The sequence below is a fragment of the Paenibacillus sp. FSL R5-0701 genome (assembly GCF_037973995.1).
Taxonomy (GTDB): domain Bacteria; phylum Bacillota; class Bacilli; order Paenibacillales; family Paenibacillaceae; genus Paenibacillus.
The window spans coordinates 6,019,160-6,043,087 of the sequence record NZ_CP150230.1 but is presented as its reverse complement, the minus strand read 5'-3'; the positions used below and the strand labels follow the sequence as shown (position 1 = coordinate 6,043,087).

General features: G+C 46.8%; 28 protein-coding genes. 21 read left to right on the top strand and 7 right to left on the bottom strand.

The genetic code is table 11. The features are described 5' to 3' along the window. Nucleotides 1-83: 83 nt before the first annotated feature. The 4 genes from MKZ13_RS26785 to MKZ13_RS26770 form a co-directional block, all read right to left on the bottom strand. Nucleotides 84-761: a succinylglutamate desuccinylase/aspartoacylase family protein gene (locus MKZ13_RS26785; protein WP_076212848.1), complete on the bottom strand. Its 678-nt coding sequence runs from the start codon at nt 759-761 to the stop codon at nt 84-86. A gap of 96 nt (nt 762-857) precedes the next feature. Further along, nucleotides 858-1,826 (bottom strand): ATP-binding cassette domain-containing protein, encoded by a 969-nt coding sequence (locus tag MKZ13_RS26780; RefSeq protein ID WP_339185457.1) that lies wholly within the window; start codon nt 1,824-1,826, stop codon nt 858-860. A gap of 22 nt (nt 1,827-1,848) precedes the next feature. Further along, a complete protein-coding gene (locus MKZ13_RS26775) occupies nt 1,849-2,649 on the bottom strand; it encodes an ABC-2 family transporter protein (protein ID WP_339179522.1) in 801 nt (266 codons plus the stop codon). Further along, entirely contained in the window at nt 2,646-3,422 is a 777-nt protein-coding gene (locus MKZ13_RS26770) for an ABC-2 family transporter protein (protein WP_036606839.1), read from the bottom strand. Before MKZ13_RS26770 ends, MKZ13_RS26775 begins: the two co-directional genes overlap by 4 nt. Before the next feature lie 274 nt (nt 3,423-3,696). On the opposite strand from MKZ13_RS26770, the gene MKZ13_RS26765 reads away from it, so the two are divergent. The 10 genes from MKZ13_RS26765 (at nt 3,697) to MKZ13_RS26720 (ending at nt 12,777) form a co-directional block, all read left to right on the top strand. Then, on the top strand, nt 3,697-4,578 hold the full coding sequence (locus MKZ13_RS26765; protein WP_313771439.1) for a DegV family protein: 882 nt from the start codon (nt 3,697-3,699) through the stop codon (nt 4,576-4,578). A gap of 152 nt (nt 4,579-4,730) precedes the next feature. After that, the gene (locus tag MKZ13_RS26760; protein ID WP_313771440.1) at nt 4,731-5,447 is read left to right on the top strand and encodes a response regulator transcription factor; all 717 of its coding nucleotides are present in this window, start codon (nt 4,731-4,733) and stop codon (nt 5,445-5,447) included. Then, nucleotides 5,444-6,376, top strand: coding sequence for a sensor histidine kinase (locus tag MKZ13_RS26755; protein WP_339179517.1), 933 nt, complete (start codon nt 5,444-5,446; stop codon nt 6,374-6,376). Before MKZ13_RS26760 ends, MKZ13_RS26755 begins: the two co-directional genes overlap by 4 nt. Before the next feature lie 126 nt (nt 6,377-6,502). Next, a complete protein-coding gene (locus MKZ13_RS26750) occupies nt 6,503-7,426 on the top strand; it encodes an ABC transporter ATP-binding protein (protein ID WP_221820711.1) in 924 nt (307 codons plus the stop codon). Then, nucleotides 7,410-8,117, top strand: coding sequence for an ABC transporter permease (locus tag MKZ13_RS26745; RefSeq protein WP_339179514.1), 708 nt, complete (start codon nt 7,410-7,412; stop codon nt 8,115-8,117). Before MKZ13_RS26750 ends, MKZ13_RS26745 begins: the two co-directional genes overlap by 17 nt. A 105-nt stretch (nt 8,118-8,222) precedes the next feature. Next, a complete protein-coding gene (thiD, locus tag MKZ13_RS26740; protein ID WP_017692191.1) occupies nt 8,223-9,035 on the top strand; it encodes a bifunctional hydroxymethylpyrimidine kinase/phosphomethylpyrimidine kinase in 813 nt (270 codons plus the stop codon). Nucleotides 9,036-9,285: 250 nt separating this feature from the next. After that, nucleotides 9,286-9,966: a response regulator transcription factor gene (locus tag MKZ13_RS26735; protein WP_221820719.1), complete on the top strand. Its 681-nt coding sequence runs from the start codon at nt 9,286-9,288 to the stop codon at nt 9,964-9,966. Then, the gene (locus tag MKZ13_RS26730) at nt 9,963-11,711 is read left to right on the top strand and encodes a HAMP domain-containing sensor histidine kinase (protein WP_221820720.1); all 1,749 of its coding nucleotides are present in this window, start codon (nt 9,963-9,965) and stop codon (nt 11,709-11,711) included. Before MKZ13_RS26735 ends, MKZ13_RS26730 begins: the two co-directional genes overlap by 4 nt. Nucleotides 11,712-11,732: 21 nt before the next feature. After that, complete coding sequence (pssA, locus tag MKZ13_RS26725) at nt 11,733-12,278, top strand: CDP-diacylglycerol--serine O-phosphatidyltransferase (RefSeq protein ID WP_221820721.1); 546 nt, start codon at nt 11,733-11,735, stop codon at nt 12,276-12,278. Nucleotides 12,279-12,291: 13 nt separating this feature from the next. Continuing rightward, a complete protein-coding gene (locus tag MKZ13_RS26720; RefSeq protein WP_221820722.1) occupies nt 12,292-12,777 on the top strand; it encodes a DedA family protein in 486 nt (161 codons plus the stop codon). A gap of 107 nt (nt 12,778-12,884) precedes the next feature. Here MKZ13_RS26720 and MKZ13_RS26715 read toward each other — a convergent pair whose 3' ends face one another. Then, nucleotides 12,885-13,547: a transcriptional regulator gene (locus MKZ13_RS26715; RefSeq protein WP_221820724.1), complete on the bottom strand. Its 663-nt coding sequence runs from the start codon at nt 13,545-13,547 to the stop codon at nt 12,885-12,887. A 157-nt stretch (nt 13,548-13,704) separates the two neighbouring features. Next, the gene (locus MKZ13_RS26710) at nt 13,705-14,895 is read right to left on the bottom strand and encodes a cation:proton antiporter (RefSeq protein ID WP_221820726.1); all 1,191 of its coding nucleotides are present in this window, start codon (nt 14,893-14,895) and stop codon (nt 13,705-13,707) included. A 375-nt stretch (nt 14,896-15,270) separates the two neighbouring features. Here MKZ13_RS26710 and MKZ13_RS26705 point away from each other — a divergent pair, with 375 nt between their 5' ends. The 6 genes from MKZ13_RS26705 (at nt 15,271) to MKZ13_RS26680 (ending at nt 18,903) form a co-directional block, all read left to right on the top strand. Beyond that, nucleotides 15,271-15,843 (top strand): DUF420 domain-containing protein, encoded by a 573-nt coding sequence (locus tag MKZ13_RS26705; protein WP_017692198.1) that lies wholly within the window; start codon nt 15,271-15,273, stop codon nt 15,841-15,843. Between the two features lie 73 nt (nt 15,844-15,916). Continuing rightward, on the top strand, nt 15,917-16,660 hold the full coding sequence (gpmA, locus tag MKZ13_RS26700) for a 2,3-diphosphoglycerate-dependent phosphoglycerate mutase (protein ID WP_339179506.1): 744 nt from the start codon (nt 15,917-15,919) through the stop codon (nt 16,658-16,660). A gap of 173 nt (nt 16,661-16,833) precedes the next feature. Continuing rightward, nucleotides 16,834-17,007 (top strand): hypothetical protein, encoded by a 174-nt coding sequence (locus MKZ13_RS26695; RefSeq protein WP_179088546.1) that lies wholly within the window; start codon nt 16,834-16,836, stop codon nt 17,005-17,007. A 178-nt stretch (nt 17,008-17,185) separates the two neighbouring features. Continuing rightward, nucleotides 17,186-18,094: an aldo/keto reductase gene (locus MKZ13_RS26690; RefSeq protein WP_339179501.1), complete on the top strand. Its 909-nt coding sequence runs from the start codon at nt 17,186-17,188 to the stop codon at nt 18,092-18,094. 85 nt (nt 18,095-18,179) lie between these two features. Beyond that, nucleotides 18,180-18,506, top strand: a complete 327-nt coding sequence (locus tag MKZ13_RS26685; protein WP_017692202.1) for a thioredoxin family protein — start codon at nt 18,180-18,182, stop codon at nt 18,504-18,506. Between the two features lie 214 nt (nt 18,507-18,720). Then, entirely contained in the window at nt 18,721-18,903 is a 183-nt protein-coding gene (locus MKZ13_RS26680; RefSeq protein ID WP_074096490.1) for a hypothetical protein, read from the top strand. Nucleotides 18,904-19,172: 269 nt separating this feature from the next. Here MKZ13_RS26680 and bacA read toward each other — a convergent pair whose 3' ends face one another. Further along, nucleotides 19,173-20,015, bottom strand: coding sequence for an undecaprenyl-diphosphate phosphatase (bacA, locus tag MKZ13_RS26675; RefSeq protein ID WP_339185456.1), 843 nt, complete (start codon nt 20,013-20,015; stop codon nt 19,173-19,175). Nucleotides 20,016-20,196: 181 nt separating this feature from the next. Here bacA and MKZ13_RS26670 point away from each other — a divergent pair, with 181 nt between their 5' ends. The 5 genes from MKZ13_RS26670 (at nt 20,197) to MKZ13_RS26650 (ending at nt 23,675) form a co-directional block, all read left to right on the top strand. Further along, nucleotides 20,197-20,829, top strand: a complete 633-nt coding sequence (locus tag MKZ13_RS26670; RefSeq protein WP_221820732.1) for a TetR/AcrR family transcriptional regulator — start codon at nt 20,197-20,199, stop codon at nt 20,827-20,829. Between the two features lie 114 nt (nt 20,830-20,943). Next, nucleotides 20,944-21,795, top strand: a complete 852-nt coding sequence (locus MKZ13_RS26665; protein WP_221820733.1) for a transporter substrate-binding domain-containing protein — start codon at nt 20,944-20,946, stop codon at nt 21,793-21,795. A gap of 32 nt (nt 21,796-21,827) precedes the next feature. Further along, entirely contained in the window at nt 21,828-22,472 is a 645-nt protein-coding gene (locus MKZ13_RS26660) for an amino acid ABC transporter permease (RefSeq protein ID WP_017692207.1), read from the top strand. A gap of 16 nt (nt 22,473-22,488) precedes the next feature. Continuing rightward, on the top strand, nt 22,489-23,235 hold the full coding sequence (locus MKZ13_RS26655; protein ID WP_221820738.1) for an amino acid ABC transporter ATP-binding protein: 747 nt from the start codon (nt 22,489-22,491) through the stop codon (nt 23,233-23,235). A gap of 17 nt (nt 23,236-23,252) precedes the next feature. Beyond that, complete coding sequence (locus MKZ13_RS26650; protein WP_017692209.1) at nt 23,253-23,675, top strand: OsmC family protein; 423 nt, start codon at nt 23,253-23,255, stop codon at nt 23,673-23,675. Nucleotides 23,676-23,928 lie beyond the last annotated feature (253 nt).

Here is a 23,928-nt window from a genome sequence, read left to right as displayed (position 1 = left end):
CACCTCGAACAGAGAACACCTGGGGATGTACTTCGGGCGCTTTCTGTTCGAGGTTTCTTTTAGTTCTATCTTAATCGTCTTGATCATGACATACCCGCTTCACGCAGAAAATGGTGCACAATCTTCGTCTGATACTTGATACGGGTCGAGCGTTTCAGACTCCAACAGGTCTCCACCGTGACGGAACGGGCTTGTAATAGTCTTGAAGCCGCTGTACGGGCAGATCCCGGCAATTCATGCTGTTTGAGGTTAAAATGACGATTACGAATGGCAATCGACCGATTCATCCGTTCGATAACTCTTCTGCAAGCTGGAATTGTCCGACTGCCGGGATTGGTGATCAACGTCTGTCCAAGCACTCGTGAACTCAGTTGAGACAGGCCGTTGGCTTCATGCAGATCAAGCCACCAGTCGGCCCGATGTTCACGCGCCAGCTGAAAAACTGCCGCAGCGAGCGGATGCTTGGCCTTGCCTGACATACGACGTGGAAACGTACGATTCAAATCTGGCTTGCCTCTGATTTTCTTAGCGTAGGCTTGCTGGTTCACGCGTGGCACGATAATTAACAGCCCTCGCTGAATGGCGTGACGACCTGTCGCAATATCATCTGCGAGTTTTTGCGCAGCGGCCATACTCGCCGTTTCATTCCCGTGAACCCCGGATGTAATGAACATCACGGGTCCCGGCATCATGCCACGTACGATGAAGTAGGGAGTAGCGTGTGCGCTGGATGCTGCAAGGACATGTTTGGTTACAAGCATGACACTTCACCTCCGTTATTACAGTACGCCATGTCCCTCTTTCATGTAACGGCGTAAGAACAGGTCTTCATCCTATTTCCTCACAAAATGGGCCGACTAATACACCCGATGAATGATATCTTCGAAATCCGGTTCTTTCATCTCTACATCTTCGATCTGACCCCAGTGCTCCAACTGTTTCAGAATGTCCATTGTGCTCCATTCCTTCCGGTTCACTTCGACGGTGACAATCTGTCCTTCCACTCCAGTAATATGTATCGCGGACGACACAACATCCGGGATATGAAACGCTCCCCGGAATGTTACCCGAATCAGCGTAGGTAGTCCGATGGTTTCGCGAAGTGACGAGATCGTGCCGTCATATGTTAGTTGACCATGGTTAATTACCATGACCCGGCTGCATAACTGTTCAATGTCGTCCATGTCATGGGTGGTCAGCAAAATCGTTTTGCCAAACGTTTCATTTAATGTACGTAGAAACTGGCGAATGTTCCGCTTTGCGTTCACATCCAGTCCAATTGTTGGTTCATCGAGAAAAAGCAGTTCGGGATCATGCAGCATGGAAGCTGCGAGATCCGCTCGCATGCGTTGTCCAAGCGAGAGCTTGCGGACAGGCGTGGCCCAGAACGATTCAAGGTCCAGTAGCTCAGCGAACTGGGACAGCCGCCTCTTTTTGTCCTCGGCACGGACGCCGTACATCTCGGCCAGAATATCATATGAATCTTTCACAGGCAGATCCCACCAGAGCTGACTGCGCTGTCCAAACACAACGCCCAGTCGACCAACTGTTCTGCGTCTGTCCTGATGCGGGTTCATACCACCAAGTCGTACCTCACCCGAGGTTGGGTGAAGGATACCTGTCAGCATTTTGATCGTGGTAGACTTGCCAGCTCCGTTCGGACCGATATAGCCCACAAATTCCCCTGGGCCGATATCAAAACTGATATCACGTACCGCTTCCTTGGACACATATTCACGTGAAAATAACGTACGTAGACCGGAGAAACGTCCTTCGCGAATAACAGGAGTTTTGAATTCCTTTTGCAGATGCCTTGCTGTGATCATGTTCATGATTCGTACCGCCTCCTTAGCTACCTGTACTTTGATATTTGGTCATGCCGAATTGCCAGAAACGCAGACTTGCAGCCAAGCTCAGTGCGGCAACCGCCGCAACAGCAACAAGAGTCCACGCTCCTCCTTCACCCCGTAGCAGGTAAAGTGATGGAATGTAGTTGACGAATCCTACCGGAATGACCGTTAGCAGAATGCCAGACATCCATTTGGGATATAACGTTAGCGGATATTGGGCAGCCGTTCGTGCGGCATCTTCAGTGATCGTCTGTAATTCCTCAATACGTGTGGTCCAGAATCCGAGTGTGGCGGTAGCAAGTCCGATGGAGAAGAGAATGACTGCGCCCGTCAGGATAATGAGCAGGGAGAAGGGAATGGCTATCCAGCCAATCTGTCCGCTATGCATCATGCCTGCCAAAGACCAGCAGAGAATGAACCCGCCTTGCAGGACTTCCCCAGCCATGATGCGGAAGTTTTGGGGCAGCAGTGCGAGCAATACGGGCATGGGACGAGTTAACAGTTGGTCAAGCTCGCCATTAACCAGATATTTTTCCAGATGGTGAACCTCATTGCCGAATGTGCGGTACAGTGTTTTGGATAACGTCATGATGGCGAAGAGATAGCCGATCTCATGGAGGGACCAGCCTTTAATTGCTCCGAATTTGTGCAGCACGAGAGCGACCATCAGAAACTCGGAGATTTGAATTAAAGCGGCGAGTACGGATGCCATGATGAAATTGAACTTGTATTGCATCCGGCTGCGGATGCTTGTTCGAATCAGCATTTTATATAAATTGAACCAGGAAGTTCGCTTCATCCGCCTTGTACCTCCACTTTACGACGTAACACTTGGGTGATCGCAAGACAGATCAACGTCATGAAGACACACCAAAGCAAGGTTCCCCATAACAAGGAGCCATCTTCGAAACCAAGATAGATTCGGGTTGGTACATAGAGCAGGAAAGGGTAGGGTGATATCCAGGCAAGTTGTTCAAGCCAGTTCGGTAGCCACTCCAGCGGAATGAAAAAACCAGCCAGCAGATTCATCATCGCGTGATTGCCCCAGTGAAGCCAGGAGGACTCCGTGGTCCACATCGACGTGGCACCAATGATGTAGTTCATGCAGATGGATAGGTATGCGGCGCCGGCAAGACCAAGTGCGGCATAGAATAGTGTTGAAACGTCTGAGGGCCAATGCAGGGAAAAGACAATGGAGAAGAGCAGGTAGATCGGAATGCTTTTGTACACAAACTGGTAGGCAATCTGCCCCCATTCGCGTGCCATCAGGTGGGTGAACAGATGAACAGGCCTCATCAGATCCAGTGCGATCTGCCCTGTCCTGACGGATAAGGGAATACCCAATCCGTTCGTGAGAAAACCCGAGATCCAGAGAGAGGATTGCGTGAACGCAATGTAACTGATCATCCCCTGTGTCCCGTATTCTCCGAGAGTATGGTCGGCCCCGATGCCGATCCAGAGGCAGGCATACATGTAACCAAACATGGCGCTTGCCAGGTTATGTACCATGTGTGCCCCGCGGTATTGCAGATTCCGGGAGTAGGCTTTGGAAGCCAGAGTGAAATAAAGCATGTGACACCTCCGATAAGTGGATTGAACGGCGTTTCCGTTCACTTCAGTCAAGGCGAAAAAGAGAGAAGGACAACAGCATACCAATTTATTCCTTCACAGGCAAGACATTTTTTTAGCTAATAATGGTATTAACAGGGGTGTTCATGATTGCGCCACAAGACAACGGTCTGTCCGTTCCTTTATAATTGAGAGGTAATATCGCAAACGTTTACAATGTGAAATATTCAAATTTTAAATAAACCGCCGGGCTTGTGCTTGACGATTAGGATACAGAATGAACAATCCGGCAAGAGAGAAGGATGTCATGAAGAAAATTGCATGGGTCACCGATAGTACCAGTACACTGGATCCCGTTTTTGCGGAGCAAAATCATATCTATATCGTACCGCTGCGCATCGTATTTGGAGAGGAATGTTACCGGGAGACCGATGACATTACATCTGAAATGTTCTATGAGAAACTTGCGGAGGCTTCACGTGCGAGCAGTTCGCAGCCACCCATTGGCGAATTCATTGAACTGTATGAGTCGCTCAAAGACAAGTACGATGAGATTATTACGATTCATTGCTCTACAGAGCTTAGCGGAACGCTGCATACGTCCATGCAGGCTGCAGAGATTGCAGGAGTGACGGTGACCGCAATTGATTCAAAGGCAGGTGCCTATCCTCACCGTGAGATGATTATGCAAGGACTGGAATGGCAGAAGCAGGGATGTTCAGCTGCCGAGATCAAAGTAAACATTGAACAGATGATTGATAACATGTCCTTTTACCTCATACCTGCCAGTCTTCAGCATCTTCATCGCAGTGGACGGGTGTCGGGTACACAGCTGATCATCAGTCAACTGCTCAAGATCCATCTGCTGCTTCGATTTGAAGAGGGCAAAGTGGTTGTGAATGAGAAGATCCGCACGTTCAAGCGGACAAAAGAGCGCATGCTCGATATGCTCAAGCTGGATATGGAGAAAGTAAAGCATGTGTGCATTATGCATGCCAACAATCAGGAAGAAGCTGTTACAATCAAAAAACAGATTGCAGCTCTGCTGCCTAGATTAAAGACCGAAATCATGCCGTTTATCCCTGTGGTAAGTATCCATGCAGGTGCAGGAACCATTGGACTGTGCTGGATACACAGCGAGAACGGATACAGAGATTAGACGCACAGCATTCATCTATAGACTCTCATAGACCTGGCAGGAAACACACTTGATGTCAAAGTGTTGATCCTGTCAGGTTTTTTCGTATGTCATTGCCAATTCAAACAAACTGTGAGGTAATAAAGAAAACTGTTCTTGTTGGAGGGAAACATGTGTTAAGTCACCGCTTGTTGCTTGTTGAAGATGATCGTTCAATTAGTGAGATGGTCGGGCCATACTTGGAAAAAGAGGGCTACGACGTCACCTATGCATATGACGGCTTAGAGGCAGAACGTCAGTTCAGCCAGTCACAGCCCGGGTATGATCTGGTTATTCTGGATCTGATGCTGCCCCTCAAAAATGGGATGGATGTGCTGCAAACCATTCGGGCAGCCAGTCTGGTACCTGTGCTCATTCTGTCTGCAAAGGATGGGGAGGTGGACAAAGCGTTAGGCCTGGGCTTCGGCGCAGATGATTACTTGAGCAAACCGTTCTCATTAATCGAACTGACTGCCCGCATCAAAGCTGCGATTCGCCGCGCCAATTATACGACTCCGTCTGTGGCTGAAGTGGCTACAGATCAGCGTATTCACATAGGAGGACTCGTAGTTGACATGGAGACGTACGAGGTGGAGCGTGATGGTACACCCGTCAAGCTGACATCCAAGGAATTTGGAATTCTGAAGCTGTTGGTTACCCATCCTGGCAAAGTGTTCACCAAGGCACAGATCTACGCTTCCGTCTGGAACGATCATTATTATGGAGACGAAAATATCATTAACGTACATATGCGTCGTCTGCGTGAGAAACTGGAGGCAGATCCTTCGGCTCCCCAGTATATCAAGACACTCTGGGGCATCGGGTATAAGCTGGAGGCGGAGCAGGGATGACACTGATTTTTGCCATCACGACGGGTATTCTGGCCATTGCCTTCATTGTATTGTGGTTGAAATTCCGGAAAAGAAACCAACACCTGTCCTATATTCATCAGAAAATATCCGCAATTCTGGACCAAGGCACCTTTGAGCGCTTGCTCGTATTCAATAGTGATGATCAAGTTAGTCGGCTTCTGAAAGACATGAACCAGCTGCTGGATCATGCGCACCGCGCCAAAGCAGGGTATGCGAACCAGGAGAAGGAGATGCGTAATATGCTCTCCAACATTTCGCATGATCTGAAAACGCCACTCACGGTAGTGCTGGGTTATAGTGAGACCTTGCTGCACAGCCCATCATTGACCGATCAGGAACGGAAGATGATGACGGAGAAAATACAGGATAAGGCGCAGGAAGTGCTGCGTTTGATCCATTCCTTTTTTGATCTGGCGAAGCTGGAATCTGGAGATACGGAACTGGTGCTTAGTCGAGTGAATATCAGCGAATTATGCCGGTTGAAGATGCTTTCCTTTTATGAAATGTTGACGAATCTTGGGTTGCACGTGGAGCTGGAGATACCTGATGGGGATATCTTCGTGCAAGCGAATGAAGAAGCATTGGACCGTGTGCTGGATAATCTCATCACCAATGGAATGAAATACGGGGCAGAGGGTAAGGTACTGGGGCTTTCACTGGATCATTCGATAGGTGGACCTGTGACGGTACAGATCTGGGACCAGGGAAAAGGGATTCCGGAGAGCGAGCATAGTCGTGTGTTTGAACGCATGTATACACTGGAGGATTCCCGCAATCGACTCTATCAAGGCAGCGGCCTGGGTCTGACCATTACGAAACGGCTAATTGAGCGGATGGGTGGAAGTATTCACTTGCATAGTGTGCCACATCAACGGACTGTATTTTCGGTTAATTTAAAGGCTCGGTAGACCCTGCGTTGGCGTGTCCGGTCAGACTTAAGGTTTTTGTAAGATTTGATTAATAAAAAAGAAGACTTTTCTCTTTACAATATAGATATAGGAACCCGGACAGGGGACGTAAAGGAGAACAAGACGATGAATTATATCGCAAGAACAATAGATGTGACCAAAGTATATGAAGGGGTGGAGGTTGTATCCAACGTCAATATGAATATTAAGCAAGGTGAGATCTATGGATTCCTCGGTCCGAATGGTGCAGGTAAAACAACCATCATGAAGATGCTCACCAATCTCGTCAAACCAACCACAGGAGAGATTGAACTGTTTGGGGAGAAGCTTACGCCGACCTCCTATGAAGTGCTGAAGCGAATGGGCAGTATTATTGAATATCCTTTTTTCTACGATAGGTTGTCTGCTCGCGAGAATCTGGAGCTTCACTGTGAATACATGGGATTCTACAACAAAAAGATCATCGACAACACGATGGAAATGGTAGGGCTGAAGGATACGGGCAAGAAACCGATCAAAGACTTCTCCTTGGGCATGAAGCAAAGGCTGGGATTGGCTCGTGCACTCATAACCACACCTGAACTGCTCATTCTGGATGAACCGATTAATGGATTGGATCCGGTAGGGATCCGGGAAATGCGAGATTTGTTCAAGCGACTTAGTAATGAGTATCGGATCACCCTGTTGGTCTCCAGTCACATTCTTGGTGAGATAGAGCAGATTGCGGACACGGTTGGTGTCATTCGCGGCGGTCGTTTGGTGGAAGAGGTATCGATGGAGAGCATTCGTGGAAGTCAAAATGAGTACATCGAGTTACAGGCAGTAGATATCCGCAAAGCGACCTATGTCATTGAACATCAGCTTGGTTTGAGTAATTATAAACTGGTTGATGACCAAACGTTACGCATCTATGATCCGGGAATTATTCCATCGGAATTAACCACCAAGCTGATTCAGCATGGTATTGAGATCGAATCGATATCCAAACGGGCTCATTCCCTGGAAGAACACTTCATGAAGCTTGTGAAAGGGGATGAAGACGTTGCTTAAACTCATCAGACTTGAGATGCGGAAGCACCGCTTTGCACGTAATTTTGCAGGTGCAGGTATTGCCAGTTTAGCCATTCTTCTTTTCCTGATCATGATTGGATTCGTGGATGTGGGAGCAGAAGATTATGCCTATGCCGATTACCAGACCGCCTTTATGATTATCGATACATTTGTGAGAGCGACCTTTATCATATTTGCCGGAGCTTTAATATCCAAGCTGGTGATCAGTGAGTATAGAAATAAAACGATGAACGTCATGTTCACCTATCCCATCCAGCGTCATAAAATCATTGCTGCAAAATTGATTATCGTGTTTGGTTTTACATTTGTGATGATTATGGTTACCGATCTGTTGATGGGTTCACTGTTGTTGATTGTTAATCATTTCTACTCCTTCATTCCCGGATCATTGACAAATCAGGATATATTGGGACTTCTGGTGAAGTACAGTATGAGTTCTCTATCGGCTGCATGTATGGCACTCATTCCCCTATTCTTCGGTATGCGTAAGCATTCTGTTACCACTACGATGGTCTCGTCCATTTTGCTGGTTTTGATTGTCTGCTCTGGCTTCAACGGGTCGGAAGTTTCCATTCATTCGCTTATTATTATCCCTCTGACCCTTGGAGCAATAGGGATATGGATTGCTTCAATGTCCATGGTTCGTCTGGAGACCAAAGATGTGAACTGAAACATTCGGAAAACCATGCTCTGTATGGCTTCAGATGCCATTGACATCCGCTCGTACAAGGGATAGGATAATGTCAACTGAGACACGAAGGAGAATGCAACTACCATGACGATTCCAAAAACATTAACAATAGCTGGTTCGGACACGAGCGGCGGTGCAGGTATTCAAGCTGATTTGAAAACTTTTCAGGAGCTGGGTGTGTATGGCATGACCGTACTGACTACGGTTGTGGCAATGGAGCCCGAAACATGGGATCACCAGGTCTTTCCTGTTGAATTAAATGTAGTTGAAGCGCAGCTTCGCACTGTTCTGGACGGTATCGGTTTCGATGCTATGAAGACAGGTATGCTCGGTTCTGTAGATATTATTGAACTGGTAGCAAAACATATTCGCCGCAGCGGTCTGCCACAGATCGTTATCGATCCGGTAATGGTTTGCAAAGGTACAGACGAAGTACTGCAACCGGAAAATACGGAAGCGATGATCGAATTCCTGTTGCCAGGTGCTGATCTGGTTACCCCTAATCTGTTCGAAGCATCCCAACTGGCGAAGAGTGGACCGATTCGCTCCAAGGAACAGATGGAAGCAGCGGCAGCAGCAATTCATGCCCATGGCTCGAAACATGTCCTGATCAAGGACAGAGGTGTCATTAGCCCTGGTAAAGCAATGGATCTACTCTATGATGGAACCAACTACGAATGGTTTGAAGCCGATGTTGTCGGCTCCGGATATACGCATGGTGCGGGCTGCACGACGTCTGCGGCGATTACCGCTGGATTGGCTCGTGGTCTTTCAGTGAAAGAGGCTGTTCGTGAAGGTAAAGCCTTTGTGACCAAAGCGATTGCTGGCGGATTCCCGCTGAACCGTTTTGTTGGTCCGACACTGCATGTGGCACACCGTCTGGAGCAACAACGCTAAGTGTTACCAGGGAGCGCGCAGTAGCGCATCAATTCTGGATAACACACTTCGATTTCATTCAAGTAGCTGTCAATGAGCAGGAACTTGCTCGTTGATGGCTTCTTTTTCATGCGAATTTTTATAAAAATTAGTAACTTTTGGCTTATATTAATCGTATATATCATGGGAGCATTCCAAAACATGTATGGACACATGAACGACACATGGAATAGGTATGTTAACATCAGAAATCTAAAAAGGAGAGTCGGCCATGATCAGAACAGTGCTTCTGGTGGAAGATGAAAGCCGCATTCGTGAGATTGTGGCCGATTATTTCATAAAAGAACAATGGAACGTCATAGAAGCAGAACATGGAGTACAGGCACTGGAACTGTTGGCTCTGCATGAGGTGGATCTGGTTATTCTGGATGTTTTGATGCCTGAAATGGATGGATGGACGTTATGTGGGCATATTCGATCCCAATCCACCGTACCTATTATCATGCTGACTGCACGGTCCGAGGATGACGATAAAATTCATGGATTTCAGCTGGGCGTAGACGATTACGTTACCAAGCCGTTTAGTCCACGTGTGCTGGTTGCACGTGCAGAGACATTAATGAAGCGTGTTGAAGGTGCAATTGGACGAGAGCAGGGTGTGATTCGCTTCGGACAGGTAACCCTTGATCCATGGGCCAGACGCCTGGAGAAGGACGGAATTGAAGTGGAACTTGCACCAAAGGAATATGATCTGTTGCTTTATTTGGTACGTAATGCAGGCATTGTGTTGTCCCGGGATGCCATTTTGAATCGGATCTGGGGATTTGATTTTGAAGGTGACTCACGTGTTGTGGATACTCACATCAAGAAGTTGCGCAGCAAATTGGGTGATGAAGCCAAGTGTATCCGGACGGTGATTGGCACTGGATATCGTTTCGAGGCAGAAGCATGAGAAGAAATGGCGTAACGATGAAGCTTTTCCTGGTCATGGCAGGATGTCTGGTTCTTTTATATGGTACGACGGTTTTTGCCCAGTTGGTCTGGTTCCCCGACTTCTACCAGCATCAAAAGGTCAGCAGTATGAAGAAAAAGCTGTCCAAGTTCGAACAGCAATATTCCAATGGACATTGGAGTGATTTACAGCTAGCCAAGGAGACCGGGAAGTTCATGCGTCAGAATCAGTCACATCTGGTCATTCTGACGAATACCGGAAGACTGGTTAATGACCCGTTCCACATTACGTTGCTTCAGGAAGATGGAAGTCACGTGAAGGTGTCCTTGTCCTTGTTTATCAATAGTGAGAATGCTGGCTGGATTACATCCCATCTGAAATATGGGCAAGAACTGACGGTGAGAGGTCCGGCCAGCGAGTCCATGGTCTATCCATTCAAAATCCAGGATGCCACTTCTGCCGCATGGGGAACAGAAAGCTTTCAGGAATCAATTGAACCGGTAAAGGAATGGTCTGGCGTATTGACTGAGGTAGTTCTTCCCAATCTGGCAACGTGGAGTCAGAGGCAGGGCCTGCTGGTGCAAGCACTGGATAGCCGGTTCCCTTTGTCCACCGAAGACCAACTGGCCTTGGCGAATGGCAAAATGCTCAATGAAGAGTGGATGGATAGCTGGAGCGGTGTTCGCAATGTCATCACCATTGCTCCAGCGCATCGTTCCGGACCCGAGCAACAACTGATCTTCTCGCTCACCTCTCTACAGGAGATGAGGGAAGCGAATGAGGCAACCCGTTTGTTCTATGCGTATTTCGGCATAGGGGCATTTATATTGATTCTGTTGCTGGCGTTACTCCTGTCCCGAATTGTAACGAAGCCGCTCTTGGCCTTGAACCATGTCGCCAAGAAGATGTCTACGCTGGATTTTACGGTGAAATCACCCATCCGGCGTAATGATGAAATCGGCAGTCTGTCTAATAGCCTCAATGCCTTGTCGGGAACTTTGGGTCAGACACTGGAAGAACTGAGGCAGGCCAACACGCAGATGCGTACAGATATGGAAATGAAACAGGAGATTGAACAGCGTCAGCGCAAGTTTTTTGCCGATGCATCACATGAACTTAAGACGCCAATCAGCATTATTAAGGGATATTCTGAAGGGCTGAAGGATGGCGTGAGTGAGAGCAAACGGGAGCGTTACATTGAGATCATTGCCGATGAGGCGATCAAAATGGAAACGATGGTTGAAGAGATGCTGGATCTGGTGCGACTGGAATCCTCAGCGGTTCAATTGAATACGGATGCTGTTGCACTTGCTGACATGATTGAAGATATCGCCGGCCGTCTGGGTCCGCAACTGAAGGACAAAGGATTGGATGTGGTGCTTGTATCCACAACAGAACAGACGGTTGAGGGTGACCGAAGCAAGCTGGAGCAAGTTATTTTCAATATCATGATGAATGCTATACGTCATGCGATACCACATACCGATATAACTATTGAGATTAGCAGGCGTGAAGGTTTTGTCCATATTTCCATTGAGAACAAGGGCGAGCAGATAGCTGAAGCTGAGCGGCAGTATATATGGGAGAGGTTCTATCGGGTAGAGCGCTCACGTAATCGTAAAATGGGGGGGACCGGGCTTGGTCTGGCCATTGCGAAGCAGATTCTTGATCTGCATGGGTGCAGTTATGGAGTGGAGAATACACCGGATGGAGTCCGTTTTTATATTATTTTTCCTAAAGCCTAGTACGAAAGGGAGTCAAATCTTATGAAGTCTTTACCATCGATTTTAACCTTGGGGAATCTGAGTTCAGGCATGTTGGCAGTTATTATGGCTATTCATGGTGAATTTGCCCTGGCTGTGATGATGATATGGGTAGCGATGTTCTTTGATCTGTTTGACGGGTATGCGGCTCGTAAATTGCATTGTGAGGGTGAGTTCGGCAAGTCCCTGGACTCACTTGCGGATGTAGTTTCATTCGGAACAGCACCCGTGCTGATTCTGTACCTGAATTCCATGCTTGAAGTGAGTGTGCTGGGGATGGCCCTGACTGCATTGTTTCCGGTTTGTGGTGCTTTGCGTCTGGCCCGTTATAACTGTCAGAAGACAGGAAGCAGTGGTTTTGTAGGGATGCCGATTACATTTGCCGGAGGTCTGATGTCCTTTTTCGCACTCTGGAGTCCTTATTTCACACAGGGTGTAGCCTATCTTGTCATTATTGTATTATCCGGTCTCATGGTGAGCCAAATCCGATTCCCGTCTCTAAAACAAGTGTTAGCCTCACATGAGAAGGATATTGTGGAACCGAAATAAGGAGCGAGTCAGTATGGAATTTGCAAAAGAATTTATTGGTCAATATGGTTATTTCGCAATATACGGACTACTGGCTCTTGGCGTTATTGGCATGCCGATTCCGGATGAGGTGATGATGACTTTTGTCGGATATCTCGCCTCCATCTCGGTATTGAATTACTCCGTATCCATCGCCGTCAGTTTCGGTGGGGCATTTACCGGCGGATTGCTCAGCTACATGATCGGCAAGAAGGCGGGCAGGCCGCTGGTTGAAAAATACGGCAAGTGGGTCGGCGTCAATGCCAAACGATTCAGCAGGGTGGAGTCGTGGTTTCTCAAATATGGATATTGGTCCATCATCCTGGGTTACTTCATTCCAGGCATTCGTCATCTGATGTGTTGTTTCTCCGGAATTAGCAAGATGGCCATCGGCAGGTACGTCCTCGTATCGGGCATTGGTGCTTTTGTATGGTGTGTTGCCTTTATCTCCATTGGTTTTTATGTCGGTGTACTAACTTAAAATGGGACAGCCTGTTGCAACAACAGGCAAAGATCGAAGACCTCTTGAGTGTAAGGTGGTCTTTTTTTGTTTTTCTATATATGGTAGGAGACCTCATTCTAAGTAATTTAATCGACTACAAGCAACTTACCCTTGGAGCTGTAAACTAGCCCGCAAGCTATTTCAAGTAATACTTGTTGATCAATCAGGCTGTGAAGAACTCTTCGAGCATGCTGATCCGTGATTCGCAGGTGTGTTGCTAGTTCCGAGGGGGCGAATGGACGAATGATGCGTCTGGCATAACGAACAGCCTCGGCTTCTAGCCAATTTAAGGATGTCGGAACGTCCGTAGCAATGAATTTTCCCATAAAAGACAGCACAAGCTGCTGGCACCGTTTCGGTTCATCCTTAATGGAGATATAAGTGATCGGCAGAAAAATCCAATCATCCAGCGTTAGCAGACAATTCCGCCAGCATAAATCTTTAAAACGCCGTACATCCAGATCACGGGCATGTGGCCCGTATCCTTGGATTTCAATACCTGCCTTAACGCCGTTACCTGGCATGTATGCAAGATCCAGATATCGATAGCCGTTATGAAAGTCTCGAACTTCCCATTCGGGTTGCAAATGGTTAAAGTTTTTCATCAACGGAAACCAGACTGAACGCAAAAATTCCAATGTGCCATGTTCAAGTCCATTTTCCAGTCTGGACAGCACTCTAGGGTTCGTTTCTTCCTCCAAAAGGGAGTGCATCCAGACTTCGTAAGCCTCATCAAAATCAATGCTCATCGTCTTCATCTCCTCTAAAAATAAAATAAAACGAACGTGAACAGGGCTTCAGGTTGTCATGTGAAAATACAAAAAGCCGCTCCGACCATTTCCAACCTTCGCGTTGAAGGGAAAATGGATCAAAGCGGACTGTTAAGTTTTGAACGGTGACATGCCCTTAACCACTTAAATGAGATTCTTCAATTCCTCGTTCGACTTGTTTTTCCCCTTTTTTGCGTGCAAAGGTGATTTTGAGGAGTGGTGGAGTAACCAGTGTAGTCACAATGACCATGATCACAACGCTCGTGAAGTATTCCGGATCAAGTAATCCGGAAGCAAGTCCCGTTGAAGCGATAATGAGAGCAACTTCACCTCTTGATATCATTCCTGAACCAATGGCCAGTGAAGATGTCATATTAAATCCGGTCAGTCGTGCACCAGCTCCACCACCGACAAGTTTGGTAATAATAGCGATAAGACTGATAACAACAATAAACCAAATTTGTGAACCCACACCATCAAAGGTGACATTTAAGCCAATACTTACAAAGAACACTGGAACAAAAATTCCGTAGGCGATCGGTTCCAGTTTGGTTTCGACTTCATGTTTGAAGTTGGTTTGGGAGATGGCGATACCCGCGGCAAATGCTCCAATGATTCCAGCAACACCCATCCACTCTGCAAAGTACGAGAAGCCAAAACAAATAATTAATCCCGCAGTAATGACGGTCTCGGTTACTTTCAGTGGTGCCATCCACTTCATGATGCGTGGAACAAGGAACCAGCTGGCAGCGATGATGATCACAAAGAACAACAGCTTTTTACCAATAAGCAAGGAGATCGAAGTGTCTCCTCCACCAGTACCCAGCAAGCTCATCATAACGGCAAGAATGACAACGACCAGAACATCATCAACGACAGCTGCTCCAAGGATTGTTGTACCCTCACGAGAGCTGAGTTGATCCATGTCTTTCAGTGTCTGAACCGAAATGCTGACGGAAGTGGCACAGAATAAAAGTCCAAAGAACAGCGCGTGTGTCTGTGACATACCAAAGGCCATGGCGGAACCGTATCCTCCGATAAAAGGCAAAATAATACCGCCGACTGCTACGGCAAAGGCCGCCTTCCAGTTTTTCTTTAATTGCTCCAGATCGGTTTCAAGTCCGGCAATGAACATTAACAGCAATACCCCGATCTCAGCCATATAATGCACAAAATCACTTTGCTGAACCCAACCGAGAATTGCAGGCCCGAGGACGACACCCACAATCAGCTTTCCTAAAACCGATGGTTGACCCAATCTTACGGATAGATCACCAGCAAGTTTGGTGAAGATTAAAATAAGTGCAAGAACCAAAATAAATTCCATAGGTTTATCCCCTCCAGTAGTAGCGTCTATAGGTTAACCAGCCCAAGGGCGATCCATTCTCAGCTTAAAAAAGACAAAAAGGCACAGAAAGGCATTAGGAAAAGTGCCGTTCTGTGCCTGAAAAAGACAAAGAGGGGCCCTTGGTGACAGGCTCCTCCAGTTTCAACGCGTATGTGATTAATTGCAATAATTATACCACAAATATGGACTTGGGTAAATGGGAGCTGGTTTGGATTTGATTGAAAATAGCCGTAAAGGGGCATTTTATCATGTAGTACTAAGGTTTTTGTTCAGAGTGTTGTCACTTAACAGCCCGGAATTGCCGAGATATAATGATATAGAACATAGAAGTTAGGATATGAGGAGGATTTTGCATTGGGCAAAAATAACAAAGGGGAGCCGAACATTCCATCCCCGACGAGTAATAAAAATTTCGCAGGCATCATTATCACCATTTCCATTCTCGCTAATGTCATTATTTTATTATTGTTCTTCGCACCATCGATTGGTTACAAAGGTGATGTAACCTTTGATATTACGGTGTTGCCGCGGTTTAATGCCGTGTTTAACAGCTTTACCTTCATCTTCCTGCTCGCAGCGCTTATTGCTATTATCAAGCGGAATGTGAAGCTGCACAAACGATTTATTCTTGCTGCATTCTCAACGACACTGTTATTCCTTGTGACCTATCTGACGTTCCATTACCTCTCACCAGAGACGTCCAAATACGGCGGCGAGGGCATCATTCGTTCGATCTATTTCTTCATTCTGATTACCCATAGTATACTGGCAGCCCTGATTGTTCCATTGGCATTGTTCACACTTGTCTGGGGTTGGACGAATCAATTGAAAAAACACCGCAAAATCGCACGTTGGACTATGCCAATCTGGCTGTACGTCAGTTCTACAGGTGTTGTGGTATATCTCATGATGGCACCATATTATTAATGTAATGAACGTTTCACTGTGCTAATTAGTTTGACCTGCGGGTAATGTTTCCATGGAAGGAGGGTTCACGTTTATGTACAGAGTTGTTTTGATTCGCCATGGACAGAGCATGTGGAATGTAGAGAATCGTTTTACCGGATGGACAGATGTGGATCTGACGACGGATGGTTACGGAGAAGCTCGCAAAGCAGGGAAGATCATGAAGGAACAGGGATTTGATTTTGATTACGCCTATGCATCCGTGCTGAAACGTTCTATCCGAACACTCGATATTGCGCTGGATGAAATGGACCTCATGTGGATTCCCATTACGAAGACTTGGAAGCTGAATGAACGCCATTATGGTGCGCTGCAAGGACTGAACAAACAGCAGACGGCTCTGAAGTATGGGGAAGACCAAGTAAAGGAATGGAGACGATCCGTGAACGTATCTCCCCCGGCACTGGACGAAACGGATGACCGTTATGTGCAGGATCTGGACAAGTACAAGCGGCTCGGATGTACCATTCCTTTTACGGAGAACCTGATGGATACTTCGAAGCGTGTACTGGACTACTGGAATGCGGAGATTAAACCGATGGTGTCTGCTGGCAAAAGAGTGCTGATCTCTGCGCATGGGAACACGCTCCGTTCACTCGTCATGCATCTGGACCAATTGTCCGAAGCAGACGTGATGGCGCTCAATATCCCGACAGGCATTCCGCTTGTCTACGAATTGGATGAAGATCTGCATCCCATCGGACACTTTTATCTGACCGCCGATGGTTCTACCTACAAACATGAAGAGATGACCCATGTGGCAACGCCATCTGATTAAACGGGTGTGTGAACGTTTATGCCTCAACAGAGCAAGTGAAGATGACCGCTGAATTTTAATTCAGCGGTCATCTTTTTTTCTGCGATCAAGCTTGCACTTCGTTTCGTTTTGCTCCCACAGGGTAATTGTCAAACAAGACACGATGTACATTTATCCTGAAGGAGGAGAAGCACATGTCTAAAAGAAGAGGAATTATCATGACGGCTATCGGCGCAGGTGTGACTTATCTGATGAGGAACAAACAAGCAAGAGATAAGTTGTTTAGCACTGTCTCGGGTATGATGAAAAACTCCAATTCGTCGTCCAATGGAACAAGTAAAACTAGACCACGCGTGGAAGTGAAATAGATTGCGATAGTTCGTTTATCGTTGAATTAAAATGATGATCATGAGAAACCTGGAGATGAAGTCGTTCCAGGTTTTTTTGTGCAATCAAAAGCAGTCCATTGCTTTTGTGTGTAAAGCGATTTTTGTCAGCAAGAATGATACAATGGATACTTGCAGAACGTATGAAGGGAGATGCAATATGAAGAAAAATCGTCTGGGTACATCCGAACTGATGGTGTCTGAGATTGGGCTGGGATGTATGTCACTTGGAACTGAAATGGAGCATGCTATGGGCCTGATTCATGAGGCTCTGGATCATGGAGTCAATCTGCTGGATACTGCTGATCTGTACGACGCAGGGCGTAATGAGGAAATTGTAGGACAAGCTATTAAAGGGCGTCGGGACCAAGTCATTGTGGCGACCAAAGTAGGTAATCGTCGTATGCCGGGCAAAGAGGGCTGGTCATGGGACCCGTCCAAAGCCTACATTAAGCAGGCTGTACATGAAAGTCTGAAGCGTCTGCAGACCGATTACATCGATCTGTATCAGCTGCATGGCGGGACCTTGGACGACCCCATCGAAGAGACGATTGAAGCGTTTGAGGAACTGAAGAAGGAAGGACTTATCCGATATTACGGAATTTCCTCCATTCGTCCCAATGTGATTCGGGATTATGTAAAGAGGGCATCCATCGTCAGTGTGATGAACCAGTACAGCATTGCTGACCGCAGAGCGGAAGAAGAAGTGCTGCCTTTGTTGGAACAAAAGGGGATCAGCGTAATTGCCCGTGGGCCCGTAGCTAGCGGTGTGCTAGCCGATTCTGGATCTGCCAAGGCAGACAAAGGTTATCTGGACTACACACCAGAGCAACTATATACCATTCGGCAAGGGCTAAGTCGTCTTGTTACGGATCAACGGAGCATGGCTCAGACGGCTATTCGCTACGCATTATCCCATCCTGCCGTAGCAGCTGTTGTCCCTGGTGCCAGTTCAAGAGAACAGTTGCTGCACAATATTGCTGCTTCGAATTCGCCTGCACTCACCGCTGCGGAAATTCAGGAAATACGAGAGCTTAGTCCCGCTAATCTGTACAAGCAGCATCGTTAACTCGGTACAGCCTATTTTCAATTGTAACTATACAAGGTACAATGAAGATCAGCCAAAAAAGGAACATAAAAGGGAGAGAAGACATATGGAAAGAATTCAAAGTGAACAGCAGTATTTGGATACAATCAACTCTGATGGTTTTACCGTCATTAAATTTGATACAACCTGGTGTCCGGATTGCAAAAACCTGGATCGTTTTATCGGGGATGTTATCGACCAACATACGGACAAAACCTTCTATGCCCTGGATGCAGAGAAGTTCCAGCCTTTTGCCGAAGAGAATGGTGTACGCGGGATTCCAAGCCTGCTCGTCTTCCAGAACGGCAAGAAAATCGCACATCTGCATAGCAAATGGGCTAAAACACCTGCTCAAATCTCCGAGTATCTGGAGACGCTTGAATCCAAAGTTTAAGCGAACGAAGGCTCAGCAGTTTGTTTAATTAACTTAGCTAAGGAAACCTCTTCTTGTCACGCGACAGGAAGGGTTTTTCTGCTTCATTCCAGCACGCATGATGTGTATTCAAATCTGCATTCGAAGTGGAGAAACAACGCTTGTTTAGAATTTGTTCAGTGCTCCCATGTATACTGTGAGAACAAACTGAATATTTGGAGTGAACAAGACCCATATGAAGAATGAAATTTTTGAGGAAATGCACCAATTAAGTCACAATGACGACCGGAGATATCGATTGTTGATGATTGGAGTAAAACAACTGCTGCAGGAACAAAAGGAGAATAGATATAATCTGCGTGAGAGATTAAAGAGTCGAAAGAAACACCGGAACATTCAAGTAAAAGAGTGGTACTAGCCAGCCTGCATTTCAGAAGTGAACATAAATATGGATGTCCATAATACATAGTAAACCTAGTCGGCATCACCCATGATCCAATCCGGCAGAGAAGGAAGTAATGAAGGGTCAAACTTCTTCTAATTACAGATATTCCTGTCTCTGAAGCCGTTACAGAATCGTGAAGCAACAGAAACGTAGCTCAGAATATAAAATATGGCGGCCTCACTTCCCAAGGGAAAGTGAGGCCGCCATTGATTTTGCCGTTCTATTTACTTGAGTTGTAATGCTTACATCAAAATAATAAAGAACACGGCTGCCAAGACAAAGCGATATACAGCAAAGACGGTCAGGCTCAATTTTTTCAAAATGGACAGGAACGTCTTGATCGCAAGCATGGCGACGATGAAAGCAGCGATGAATCCAATCGCAAAGATTGGGAAATCACTGCTGTTCAGGTGATCGATACTTTTGTAAAGGTCATATCCCGTAGCACCAATCATAATTGGTACAGACACGAGGAATGTGAACTCCGCAGCGGCTACACGGCTTACCCCTGCAATGAGACCGCCTGAGATCGTTGACCCGGAACGGGAGAAGCCTGGCCACAATGCCAAGATCTGAAATATACCCACCGTGAATGCCTGTTTGTAAGAGATATCGTCAACATCATGGGTTGTAATTCGTTCACTCTTACGGCTCCAGCGTTCGGCCACGATCATCAATATACCACCTATAACGAGGCTGTACAGCACTGTTTCCGGACCAAACAAATGTGCTTTGATCCAGTCGCGGAATACAAGTCCGATGACTACGGCAGGAACCATCGCCAGGAAGATATGTCCCAGATTGAGGCGGCGGGAGTAAGGTCTGCTCCCTCCAGTGAAGCGGAACATATCAATGAATTTGTTCCAGTACAGTACTACAACAGCAAGTACAGCTCCGAGTTGAACAACCACCTCAAACGTTTTGACTGACTCGTTGTCCTCTGATAAACCGAGCAAATGGGCAGTCAGGATCATGTGTCCAGTGGAGGATACGGGCAAAAATTCTGTCAAACCTTCGATGATGCCCATAATAATGGATGATATAATATCCAATTCTCTTCCTCCTTGAAATGCAGGTGACAGCATAGGCTGTCCTGCTTGACCATGCCTGTTCATTTGAACAAGGCTATCACCTATTATGATCACAAATGCACTCAACTTCAACTTATACTTGTAACCATTTGTTTAAAACTATATTGACAAAAACCTAGTTATCCCATAGGATATAAATTAACTGACTGACTGATCAATCGGGAGGGTTACATGAATGACCAAAATCAACGGTTTGGAACCCGGTGAAGAACGGCGGGACCAAATAATACGCATAGCGATGGAGCGTTTTGCAACCCAAGGCTACCATCAGACGAAAATTTCCGATATCGTCCGCGAGGCTGGTGTGGCGCAAGGGACGTTCTACTGGCACTTCAAGAGTAAAGAAGCCATTGCTTCGGAGATTGTCTTAACGGGCAAGGAGGAGTTGCTTGAGGCGATCGGACAAGGGTACCGCAAGGATGCAGGATCGGTAGAAGATATGGTGAAAGCATCGGAAAGGCTGTTCACTGACTTGTTTTTGTTTGCCGCGCAGAATCGCTATTTTATGGAACTGTTGCTCAAAGGCATCGTGACGGAAGAATCCGTACAACGCCTGGTCGAGGAGACACGTAATGCTGTGGAAACTGCGTTTCGTCACAATATGGAACGTGCCATCGAGCTCGGCATGTTGCCTAAGGGCATGGATGTACCGCTTCGAGCAGCGCTATTGGTAAGCATGATTGAAGGCATGATAACACGCTGGTTGTTCGGTTCCGATGAGTTGCACAGCAAGTTCTCAGCCATGACAGCTTCATCGCTGGCAGCTGAGGCAGCAAGCTTTGAGTTTTACGGACTATTAGGCTCGTAAGATTCACATGATTAAACAAATAGCAGGGAATAATGGGTACAACTGCGGTTTAGTCACAATAAATTAACCCAATGCACATCCAGATTAATACACGACTGAGAGGAAGTTAACGTAATGAACAAAACATATGGATCGAAAACTCGTAAAGGCTGGTCTTTGACAGCAATTCTGCTGATGACCGTGCTGGTACTTAGTGCTTGTGGAAGTAAGGCAACAGACAATGGAAGCACAAATGGTGCACAGGCAAGTAATGAATTGGAGCAGATCAAGTCGGCTGGCGTTATCAAAGTGGGCATGATGGGCACATACGCACCGTACAACTTCCTGAACGATAAGAAAGAAATGGACGGCTACGATGCTGATATTGCACGTGAAGTTGCGAAGCGTCTTGGGGTTGAAGTTGAATTTGTATCTCAGGAGTTCTCCGGTCTGACACCAAGTCTGCAAGCCAAAAAGCTGGATGCCATTATCAGCCAGATGACGATTACCGATGATCGTAAGAAAGTACTGGATTTCAGTGATCCGTATATTACGAACCAAGTTAAAATTATTGTAAAAGAAGATAATAACGATATTACCAAGCTGGAAGACTTCAAAGGAAAAACGATTGGCGTAGGTTTGGGTACAAATGATGAATCATATCTGCGCAATGAAGTATTGCCAAAAGTGGGAGACTTCACGATTAAAACCTATGACGATGTCATCTCTTCACTCAAAGATCTGAATGCTGGTCGGATTGACGCAACAATTAACAATATGTATGCACTGAAACCGATTGTGGATGCCAACGGGTTGAATATTAAAGCTGTAGGTGAACCGATTAAGAGTGACCAGGCAGGTATTGCTGTTCGTAAAGACAATCCGGAACTCGTAGCAGCACTGAATGATGCTCTCAAAGGCATGAAAGATGATGGCACGTACAATACCATTTTCAAAAAATGGTTTGGTGAAGAGCCTGCGCAATAACGAACCTGCAAGGCGAAGGGAAGATTTGACCCATGGAACTGGTATTTGAGAATATCCCCTTTTTTCTGAAGGGGGCTTACTATACGCTGTATGTAACTGTGATCTCCATGTTTTTTGCGTTCATCATTGGAGTGCTCGTTGCCATTGCTCGTCTGAAGGGACCGATGTGGCTTAGGTTGATCGCAAGGTTTTATGTATCCATCATGCGGGGAACCCCGCTGCTGGTGCAATTATTCGTCATTTATTACGGATTGGTCGATTATGGAGTGACCTTGGGATCACTCACGGCTGCATGTCTGGGACTCAGTCTGAATGCAGGAGCGTTTCTGTCGGAGACGTTCCGTGGAGCCATTCAGGCTGTACCAAAAGGACAGACCGAAGCTGCATATGCAACGGGAATGACCCCGGCTCAAGCGATGAGACGGATTATCTTCCCGCAGGCTGTGCGCATTGCCATCCCGCCGATGGGTAACACCTTCATTGGCATGTTGAAGGAAACATCACTTGTGGCGGCGATTGGTGTCACCGAGTTATTACGGTCAGCACAACTGCTGGTATCACAATATGCATTGAACATGCCGTTTTATCTGGCCATCGGTGTGATCTACTGGATCATGAGTATCGGCTTCTCGGCCATTCTGGAACAAGTGGAGCGCCGGTTGGCCCGGGCTTACTGAGGGGAGGAGAGAACCGATGATTACAACAACTGGACTTACCAAACGTTTTCAGCAAAATGAAGTACTTACGAACATCGATCTTCATGTCGATGCCAAAGATATTGTTGTATTGCTCGGCCCAAGTGGTTCAGGCAAAAGTACCTTACTGCGCTGTCTGAATGGGCTGGAGGAGCTGTCCGGAGGACAGATCGAAGTCAACGGCATTGTGGTCAACAGCGCAGATCCGCTGCGAGTCCAGCGTGCCCGGGTACTGGAGATTCGTCGCCAGACCGGCATGGTATTCCAGCAATTCAATCTGTATCCGCACAAGTCAGTGCTGGGTAATGTGATGGAAGGTCTCGTTACGGTGAAAAAAATCAAACGGGACGAAGCAGCTGAACGCGGCCGAATTCTGCTGGATCGGGTCGGCTTGTCGGACAAGCAGGATGCGTATCCATCCCGATTGTCCGGTGGACAACAGCAGCGGGTTGCCATTGCACGTGCACTTGCCATGGAGCCGGAAGTGATGTTGTTTGATGAGCCCACTTCAGCTCTTGATCCTGAATTGGTCGGAGAAGTGCTTTCCGTCATGAAGGAGCTGGCAGAGGAAGGTATGACGATGCTGGTTGTGACGCATGAATTGAAGTTTGCCCGTAATGTGGCGAACAAAATCGTCTTTATGGCGGATGGATCGATTGTGGAAGAAGCAAGTCCACAGGCGTTCTTTGAACAGCCGAAGCAAGAACGCACTCGCCGTTTCTTGCAACAGATTACTGAATTTTAAGAAAGAAGGATAACATCATGAATGTAACAACCGTATGGAAAGGCAAACGTGCGTTTACTTCCGAAGGACCCTCTGGCTACGCCGTTGGCATGGATGCCACTGCTGCTTATGGTGGTGACAGCAAGGGAGCTACCCCGATGGAATTGTTACTGGCGGGTCTCGGTGGCTGTATGGGAATCGATATTACGATGATTCTGGACGCATTTTTGGACAAAATTGAATCGATTGAGATTGAAGCGCAAGGCACACGAAGTGAAGAGATGCCCAAAGGCTTCACATCCATTGATCTGATCTTCAAAGTCGATGGGGATATCCCGGATTATCGTATCTGGAAAGCCATCCAGATGGCTGAGGAAAAATATTGTGCAGTTTCTGCTTCGCTGAACGCTGATATTCATCCTAAACTGATCCTCAATGGGGTAAGTACACCTCGTCCTTAACACATATGAGTAAATCTTATACGGAGAAGGCACTTCCAATCGTGGGAGTGCCTTTTTGGCTTTTCTAACCCATCAACAGTTCGTAAGTAAAGTCAGGCTGGATGTTGAACAAGGTTCCAGATGCCCATGAGCCAAAGGATATAGATTCCGTCCAACTAGGAGTCGCTAAACTTCTGTCAGTAGAAAATAATTCCGTAAGCCTGGTCGCCATGTTAATGGCGGCCTCTTCTACTAGAGGTAGGCTGGCTTGTAG

Bases quoted from the DNA above. Each gene is read 5' to 3' on its own strand.
- MKZ13_RS26745 (WP_339179514.1), top strand. From the start codon at position 7,410: ATGAAGACGTTGCTTAAACTCATCAGACTTGAGATGCGGAAGCACCGC.
- MKZ13_RS26685 (WP_017692202.1), top strand. From the start codon at position 18,180: ATGGAAAGAATTCAAAGTGAACAGCAGTATTTGGATACAATCAACTCT.
- MKZ13_RS26775 (WP_339179522.1), bottom strand. From the start codon at position 2,649: ATGAAGCGAACTTCCTGGTTCAATTTATATAAAATGCTGATTCGAACA.
- bacA (WP_339185456.1), bottom strand. From the start codon at position 20,015: ATGCTGTCACCTGCATTTCAAGGAGGAAGAGAATTGGATATTATATCA.
- MKZ13_RS26670 (WP_221820732.1), top strand. From the start codon at position 20,197: ATGACCAAAATCAACGGTTTGGAACCCGGTGAAGAACGGCGGGACCAA.
- MKZ13_RS26650 (WP_017692209.1), top strand. From the start codon at position 23,253: ATGAATGTAACAACCGTATGGAAAGGCAAACGTGCGTTTACTTCCGAA.
- MKZ13_RS26655 (WP_221820738.1), top strand. From the start codon at position 22,489: ATGATTACAACAACTGGACTTACCAAACGTTTTCAGCAAAATGAAGTA.
- MKZ13_RS26730 (WP_221820720.1), top strand. From the start codon at position 9,963: ATGAGAAGAAATGGCGTAACGATGAAGCTTTTCCTGGTCATGGCAGGA.
- MKZ13_RS26660 (WP_017692207.1), top strand. From the start codon at position 21,828: ATGGAACTGGTATTTGAGAATATCCCCTTTTTTCTGAAGGGGGCTTAC.
- MKZ13_RS26720 (WP_221820722.1), top strand. From the start codon at position 12,292: ATGGAATTTGCAAAAGAATTTATTGGTCAATATGGTTATTTCGCAATA.
- MKZ13_RS26665 (WP_221820733.1), top strand. From the start codon at position 20,944: ATGAACAAAACATATGGATCGAAAACTCGTAAAGGCTGGTCTTTGACA.
- MKZ13_RS26735 (WP_221820719.1), top strand. From the start codon at position 9,286: ATGATCAGAACAGTGCTTCTGGTGGAAGATGAAAGCCGCATTCGTGAG.
- MKZ13_RS26765 (WP_313771439.1), top strand. From the start codon at position 3,697: ATGAACAATCCGGCAAGAGAGAAGGATGTCATGAAGAAAATTGCATGG.
- MKZ13_RS26770 (WP_036606839.1), bottom strand. From the start codon at position 3,422: ATGCTTTATTTCACTCTGGCTTCCAAAGCCTACTCCCGGAATCTGCAA.
- MKZ13_RS26695 (WP_179088546.1), top strand. From the start codon at position 16,834: ATGTCTAAAAGAAGAGGAATTATCATGACGGCTATCGGCGCAGGTGTG.
- MKZ13_RS26710 (WP_221820726.1), bottom strand. From the start codon at position 14,895: ATGGAATTTATTTTGGTTCTTGCACTTATTTTAATCTTCACCAAACTT.
- thiD (WP_017692191.1), top strand. From the start codon at position 8,223: ATGACGATTCCAAAAACATTAACAATAGCTGGTTCGGACACGAGCGGC.
- MKZ13_RS26755 (WP_339179517.1), top strand. From the start codon at position 5,444: ATGACACTGATTTTTGCCATCACGACGGGTATTCTGGCCATTGCCTTC.
- pssA (WP_221820721.1), top strand. From the start codon at position 11,733: ATGAAGTCTTTACCATCGATTTTAACCTTGGGGAATCTGAGTTCAGGC.
- MKZ13_RS26785 (WP_076212848.1), bottom strand. From the start codon at position 761: ATGCTTGTAACCAAACATGTCCTTGCAGCATCCAGCGCACACGCTACT.
- gpmA (WP_339179506.1), top strand. From the start codon at position 15,917: ATGTACAGAGTTGTTTTGATTCGCCATGGACAGAGCATGTGGAATGTA.
- MKZ13_RS26750 (WP_221820711.1), top strand. From the start codon at position 6,503: ATGAATTATATCGCAAGAACAATAGATGTGACCAAAGTATATGAAGGG.
- MKZ13_RS26680 (WP_074096490.1), top strand. From the start codon at position 18,721: ATGAAGAATGAAATTTTTGAGGAAATGCACCAATTAAGTCACAATGAC.
- MKZ13_RS26690 (WP_339179501.1), top strand. From the start codon at position 17,186: ATGAAGAAAAATCGTCTGGGTACATCCGAACTGATGGTGTCTGAGATT.
- MKZ13_RS26715 (WP_221820724.1), bottom strand. From the start codon at position 13,547: ATGAGCATTGATTTTGATGAGGCTTACGAAGTCTGGATGCACTCCCTT.
- MKZ13_RS26780 (WP_339185457.1), bottom strand. From the start codon at position 1,826: ATGATCACAGCAAGGCATCTGCAAAAGGAATTCAAAACTCCTGTTATT.